Genomic DNA, 5,553 nt, shown 5'->3' on the forward strand with positions numbered 1-5,553 from the left:
CTCGCTGCTGTCGGCAAACGCATAGGCGCCCGCCGGGTCGTAGGCCTCGCGCGCGGACTGGCTGCCGCCGCCATTGACCGGCACCTGCGCGCCCAGCCCACTGCTGCGCTTGTAGTCACCGCTGAAGACCGTGAGCCGATTGCTGCCCAGCCGGCGCGACTGGCCCAGTGCCTGCACCGTGTCCTCGCTTTCCGTGGCGGCACTGCGATGGAAACGAACACCGCTGCCCGACGACGTTACGTCTTCCGGCTGCGTCGCGCTGTCGGAGAAGATCACCATGCAATGGCCTGCCGGCGCCTCGGCGTCGTTCTGCACGCGCCAGCCCAAGCCTTCTTCCGCCAGCAAACGCTGGACGAACGCCGCATCGCTTTCGCGGTACTGCACGCAGTAGCTGCGCTTACGCTCGGCGCCGAGGAAACCGGCCACTTCATCGCTCCACTGCCAGCGGGCGATGTCCTTGTAGCCGTCGAACACCGACGACAGGATGTCCTGCACGCTGCGCTCCTGGAACACGCGGCTGTGCCGACCGTGCTCCAGCCACCACGTCCACGGCCGCAGGCCGATGCGGTAGCGCGCCACGCCGCCATCGCTGCCAAGCAGGGTCGCATCGCTGACCAGCCCCACGCGCTCGATATCGGCGCCGCTGGCGGCCCGCGTGGTCAAGGTCGCGCGCTGGCCCAGCCATGCCTCCAGGTCCAGGCCGGCATCGAGCGAGAGAAAATCGATCACGTAATCGAAATCCGTCGACAGCGATTCCTCGCCGCTCCAACGCTCGACCACCAGGTCGCCTGCCCCAGGCAGGGCCAGACGATGCAACCGCGGGGCACCCGAAAGGCCCGCCACCTGTGCGAATAAAGAGTTCAACGCGTCCAATGCCATCTCTGCCAGCTGTCATCCCGCGGCGCGGGACGTCCTTTCCCAACCGGAAAATGTACCAGATGCGTCAGAAATCCAACACCGCAGCGCTCAATCACCCGCCAGACGAGATGTGCGTCACACTTTTGAGCACCCCCTGTGACTGAAACACGTCATCGCGTGCAGTTCCGCGCTGGGGCCCGCATGGCAGCACTCAATGTCCCAGACTCCCCCAGCCTCTCATCGTCGTCTCCTCTCTCTGTAACACAGCACTAATAGCGGTGGCCTTCGCGTGCGCCAACATCAGTCGTTAACGACAATCCCTCGGTCTGGCCTCAGCGACACTAAACACCCCGCGGTGCCGCAGGTATCCATACGTGTTGAGCGCGGGTATGTTCAGCTCCGTAAACCTGTGCATGTAGAAGCCCGCGAGCGAGTCGTGGACGTAGTTGTCGAACAGTACAACGCTGGGTTCAGGCACCAGCGAGTGGTCCAACACGATGTCCAGCAATGTTCTGCTTTCGGCAGGAAGCGTCACGTAGGCGTATGCCTCTTTTGACGCGCGCGGAGACGGCTCGAACACCGGCCGGCCAAGCTTGCGCCCCTCTTCCATTCGCTTCTGCACGTCCTCCATCTGCTTGCGGTGCACCGCAATGTCTCTCTTGCCCTTGGCAAGCTTCGCCACCAACCTGCCAAAATCACGCTGCGCATTGCCCAGATCAACCTGATCCTCGGCATCGGATTGGGTGTAGAACGGTTGTTCCAACATGCTTCCCGGCCCGTTCCAGAGGCGGCTCCCTTTCCAAGCTACATACTGCCTGGCATGACTGCGAATCTGCTGGGCGTGTGCAGCCGCTCCTATCCCATGCCCACCAAGCCACGCGTTGTAATCGCGGATCAACTGCGGGTGGCAGCCGAAGTGGACATCAAGCCCCGCATTCAAACTGATCTCTTCCCTAGAGCCTGGCCTTGGCACTCCGAGCCTTTCTTCCTCATACATGCGATTGCGCTGGCCCTGCGCTGGGCTTCAGCACCGGATAGCAAACGAAGGCCATCCGACGGCATCGGCTGTGCGCCGGTCGGTTCGCGATGGCTCATCTCTCTTCCTCTTTCCCTTTCCATTCATTGCCGATAGATAGCGCTGCCGTCTCTCATTAAACTGGACTCGGGACCTTTTAGCGGGTAGTTCGGATGCCCTGGAAACAGCGATGTCACAAAGATCTTCACATCGCCATTTCGCAGGAAATGCACGGCCATCTGCCCGTCGGACGGCTCGTATTCTGGAATGACGACCGATCGTCGCTTGTAACTCTTCAGGTCCGTCGTCCATTCGACGTCCACCGTCAATCCACACCGCCAGTTCTTCGGAATCGAGACGCAACAGGATGTGCCACCTTCGTGGTGTGCTTCGACAAAACCGCCACCGGCTGCCCCATTTACCAGGAACTGCGAGATATCAGTGTCCGTGTGGTTGAAGCCCAGCACACCGACCGGGCCCACGTCATCCGCCAGCCGGCACGCAGCAAGCAGGAAAGCGATAGAAAGCACTGAACATCCCAGCCACGCCGATTTACGCTGCATCGTCGTCTTTCCGCCTCAATGTCATCTTCTATAACACCGGTGACCTGAGCAAGCATGGGTGCCTTACATCCACTCGCGCGGCCTGCAATTCGCGTCTTCAGACGTTGCACTTAAAGCAAACGCTTCCACACCGGATTCTCCCCTTCCCGCAGACCGGCCTCCGGCCCGTTCAAGGGATATTCCGGATGCCCCAGGACCATGGAAGTAACAAAGACTTTGACCTCGCCATTGCGGAGGAAGTGCACCGCCAGATTACCGATGCTCTCGTAACGGGGCACGGGTACGGTCACCTGATGGTAGGTGGTCAGGTCATTGGTCCACCGCACCTGTACGTCCATGCCCGGCTTCCATTGGTCCGGCATCAAGACGCAGCAGACAGTGCCGCCTTCGGCGTGGCCCAGGGCAGATCCACCGTTGCCACCATTGATGGTGAACTGCGGTATGTCACCGTCGGTGTGGTTGTAGCCGAGAATGCCAACTTCGGTAGCGGCCTCAGGTCCACGACACGATGCCAACAGCGGCAGCAGCAGAACGAGCAAGCCGAGCAACCATATTGTCCTACCACGCATGTCGTTCTTCTTTTGACTTCAGCCATGCAACCAGTGAGAACGTCAGGAGAAGAGGCGCACCTGTCCTCAGCCTGAGGGGGCGCCCTCCGCCGGGACGGCACGCGAGGTTAACCCCGCAGTGAGGGTCTCCCACAACGGCATAATCGCCGCCTCGATTCGCCGGGACTTCCGTGTCCACACCAGGAACGGTAACAAAGCGACGGCCTCGCTGGTACCGGGAAATACCTACACGCAGACGCGGGTGACATCACATTTTCACACCGCCGTGATCCCCCGGCCGCAGCCAGGTCTCACGGCCGTGATGCCCGCAGCCCGCCATCACCACGCTAGAATCACCCCAGTTCCCATCTCGAGATTTGCCATGCTGGATCAGGATGCCCTGCTGGCCCCGATTGCCGACCATTCGCCCACTGGCGAAGACCTGTCCTTCTCGCCGGAGTTCGACCGGATCCAGGAGAGCCGGCGTGCCGATGACCCGACCCTGGACCAGGGCGAGTGGCAGACCGACATCAAATATGCCGACTGGAGCAGCGTCGCCCGTGAATGCGCCGACCTGCTGCAGACCCGCACCAAGGACCTGCGCCTGGCCGGCTGGCTGACCGAAGCGGCGACCCAGGTAGAGGGCTTCCGCGGCCTGACCACCGGCTACCGCGTGGTGGCCGGGCTGTGCGACCAGTACTGGGACGATGTGCATCCCGTCGCCGTCGACGACGACCAGGAAGAGCGCATCGGCAACCTCAGCTGGCTGCTCAGCAATTCGCTGCAGTGGCTGCGCAACGTGCCGATCGTGTCCGCGCCGCAGGGGCGTTTCAGCCTGTCCGATTTCGAAGTGGCACATTCGCGGGCCAGCAATGGCGGCGACTACCACGACGATCGCCCTGGCCTGGAACAGCTGGAAGCGGCCCGCCGCGATACCCAGCACGAGTTCTACCGCCAGCTGGTCGAGGTCCTGCCGGAATGCGCCGACGCGCTGGCGGCATTGCAGGCGGCGGTCGACAACCGCCTGGGCCTGGATGGCCCCAGCTTCAGCGCGGTGCGCGAGCAGATCGAGCACCTGCAGCGCACGGTGATGCGCTTCGCGCGCGACGCCGGCGTGCTGCTGGACGGCGACATGGCCGAAGACATCGCCGCCGACGACAGCTTCGCGGTAGAGGTGAGCAGCACCGACAACACGGCCGCCGCTGCGCCCCGTGGCCCGGCCGGCGCGCCCACCAGCCGCAAGGAAGCACTGCAGCAACTACGGCAGGTGGCCGAGTTCTTCCGCCGCACCGAACCGCACAGCCCGGTGGCCTACCTGGCCGAAAAGGCCGCGCGTTGGGGCGAGATGCCGCTGCACGTGTGGCTCAAGCGGGTCATCAAGGATTCCAGCGTGCTCGACCAGATGGAAGAGATGCTGGACATCAACCAGAACCTCGACGGGCAATAAGCCCGTCGAGCGTTACCGGGTTACTGGATCTTGAACTCGATACGGCGGTTGCGTGCGCGACCGTCGTTGGTAGTGTTGTCGGCGACCGGTTCGTCCGGGCCCTTGCCCAGCACGTCCAGGTGGTTACCGGCGATCCCCTTCTGCACCATGTAGGCCTTCACCGCCTGCGCGCGCGCATGGCTGAGCGCCAGGTTGCTTTCGCGCTGGCCGACATTGTCGGTATGACCGATGATGACGAAGCTGGTGTCGCCCATCTGGGCCATCTTGGCCACCATTTCGTCCAGGATGCTCATGCCCAGCGGGGTCAGCTTGGCGCTGCCGCTCTGGAACTCGATGATGCGGTTGGCCAGGGTCTGGTCAAGCAGCTTCTGCTGCGACCCCACCTTCAGCCCGTTGGTGACCGTGTAGGACGTATTGCTGGCCAGGCTGAGGTCACTGGCGACCTGCTGGCGCAGTGCTTCGTTGCCCACTTCGCCGGTCACGCGCACGGCCTGGCCGTTCACTTCCAGCTTGCCGGGTGATACCCGCTTCAGCCCCGGGGTGATCATGCCGGCCACGTACTCGCCCCAGTTCGGCGGCGTGGCGATCGATTCCACCTGGATGCGGTCAACCACGCGATCAGCGCCGTAGACCTCGCGCAGGTTCTTCAGCAACCGCGCCTTGGTGGCCTGGTCGGGCACCACGCCTTCGATCACGACCGGGCGTTCGGTGGCGGCCGTCGCCGCAGGCGCCTGTGCGAAGGCAGCGCCGGTGACTGACAACGCGGCCAGGGCAACAATGAGAGTAGAGCGGAGGCGCATGGTCAGGTTCCCAGGAAAGTCTCGCCGAACAGGCTGCGCGCCGTGCTCAATGCCAGATCGTCACGATCGAGGTAGCTGGCAAGGCGGTTGAGGTTGTAGTCGCTGTGCAGGTATTCCTCGACCCACTGGGCCTCCTGCAGGCGGATCAGGAAGTCGCCGGCTTCAGCCGGGTCGAGCACCGCGCGCAACGCATGTCGGTCGGCACCGTTGAAGCCCACCAGCATCGACGGCGCGGCATCGTTGCGGATCAGCACCGCCAGTTCGAAGTCGCCGCGGGCCACGAAGCAGGCCACGATATCCAGCCAGAACGCGGCCACCAGCG

6 protein-coding genes and 1 pseudogene are annotated in these 5,553 nt (G+C 63.3%); 1 reads left to right on the forward strand and 6 read right to left on the reverse strand.

Going from position 1 to position 5,553, the window contains the following annotated elements; genetic code table 11:
- The 4 genes from DBR34_RS24055 to DBR34_RS19135 form a co-directional block, all read right to left on the reverse strand.
- A partial coding sequence (locus DBR34_RS24055; RefSeq protein ID WP_258224135.1) for a type VI secretion system Vgr family protein occupies positions 1-816 on the reverse strand: 816 nt, incomplete at its 3' end.
- 349 nt (positions 817-1,165) lie between these two features.
- A complete protein-coding gene (locus DBR34_RS19125) occupies positions 1,166-1,855 on the reverse strand; it encodes a hypothetical protein (RefSeq protein WP_128097949.1) in 690 nt (229 codons plus the stop codon).
- Positions 1,856-1,977: 122 nt separating this feature from the next.
- A complete protein-coding gene (locus DBR34_RS19130) occupies positions 1,978-2,436 on the reverse strand; it encodes a DUF3304 domain-containing protein (protein ID WP_128097950.1) in 459 nt (152 codons plus the stop codon).
- A gap of 110 nt (positions 2,437-2,546) precedes the next feature.
- On the reverse strand, positions 2,547-2,975 hold the full coding sequence (locus DBR34_RS19135) for a DUF3304 domain-containing protein (protein WP_258224136.1): 429 nt from the start codon (positions 2,973-2,975) through the stop codon (positions 2,547-2,549).
- A gap of 391 nt (positions 2,976-3,366) precedes the next feature.
- Here DBR34_RS19135 and tssA point away from each other — a divergent pair, with 391 nt between their 5' ends.
- Positions 3,367-4,431 carry a type VI secretion system protein TssA gene (gene tssA, locus DBR34_RS19140; protein WP_128097952.1) on the forward strand — a complete coding sequence of 355 codons (1,065 nt, stop codon included), beginning with the start codon at positions 3,367-3,369 and terminating at the stop codon, positions 4,429-4,431.
- Between the two features lie 20 nt (positions 4,432-4,451).
- Here tssA and DBR34_RS19145 read toward each other — a convergent pair whose 3' ends face one another.
- Together DBR34_RS19145 and DBR34_RS24060 are read right to left on the reverse strand one after the other, a co-directional pair.
- A complete protein-coding gene (locus tag DBR34_RS19145; protein ID WP_128097953.1) occupies positions 4,452-5,231 on the reverse strand; it encodes an OmpA family protein in 780 nt (259 codons plus the stop codon).
- Between the two features lie 2 nt (positions 5,232-5,233).
- Positions 5,234-5,553, reverse strand: a pseudogene (locus DBR34_RS24060) (type VI secretion system-associated protein TagF); the annotation flags it as partial.

The organism is Stenotrophomonas sp. HMWF003, assembly GCF_003061285.1.
Classification (GTDB): Bacteria; Pseudomonadota; Gammaproteobacteria; order Xanthomonadales; family Xanthomonadaceae; genus Stenotrophomonas; species Stenotrophomonas maltophilia_AP.